Annotated in this window: 1 protein-coding gene; it reads left to right on the forward strand. The window is 41.2% G+C overall.

What is annotated here, in order from left to right; all coding sequences use genetic code 11:
• The first annotated feature begins 41 nt into the window (after positions 1–41).
• Positions 42–746 (forward strand): IS6-like element IS1006 family transposase, encoded by a 705-nt coding sequence (locus tag ACF8FD_RS06670; protein ID WP_001067784.1) that lies wholly within the window; start codon positions 42–44, stop codon positions 744–746.
• Positions 747–777: the final 31 nt, after the last annotated feature.

A 777-nucleotide genomic window follows, 5' to 3' on the forward strand; every position in this document is an offset into this window, starting at 1 on the left:
GAATGGTAAGCTGAAGACTGTTTTAGCTAAAGGTGCAGCATATGAATCCTTTCCATGGTCGGCATTTTCAGGGCGAAATCATTCTTTGGGCTGTGCGCTGGTATTGTAAATATGGCATTAGCTATCGTGAACTGCAGGAAATGCTGGCCGAACGGGGTGTGAATGTTGATCACACGACTATTTACCGTTGGGTTCAACGTTATGCTCCTGAAATAGAAAAACGTTTACGCTGGTATTGGCGTAATCCTACAGATCTGAGCTCGTGGCATATTGATGAAACCTATGTAAAAGTGAATGGACGATGGTCTTATCTGTATCGTGCAGTCGATCAACGTGGCGATACCATTGATTTTTATCTTTCTTCTAGACGTAATACCAAATCAGCATATTGTTTTCTTGGAAAAATTTTAAATAATGTGAAGAAGTGGCAAATTCCACAAGTGATCAACACGGATAAAGCACCCACATATGGACGTGCTTTATCACGGTTAAAACGGGAAGGTAAATGTCCACCAGACCTTGAGCACAGGCAGATTAAGTATAAAAATAACGTGATTGAATGTGATCATGGCAAGCTAAAGCGGATCATCAGGGCCACATTAGGATTCAAATCTATGAAGACGGCTTATGCCACAATTAAAGGTATTGAAGTCATGCGTGCACTACGTAAAGGACAAGCATCGTCATTTTATTATGGTCAGCCTCAGGGTGAAGTGTGTCTAATCAACAGGGTTTTCGGTCTCTAAGTACTTTTTAAAGGGAACATCATCGACTCAA

This window comes from Acinetobacter sp. TYF_19, from assembly GCF_043105125.1.
GTDB classification, from domain to species: domain Bacteria; phylum Pseudomonadota; class Gammaproteobacteria; order Pseudomonadales; family Moraxellaceae; genus Acinetobacter; species Acinetobacter johnsonii.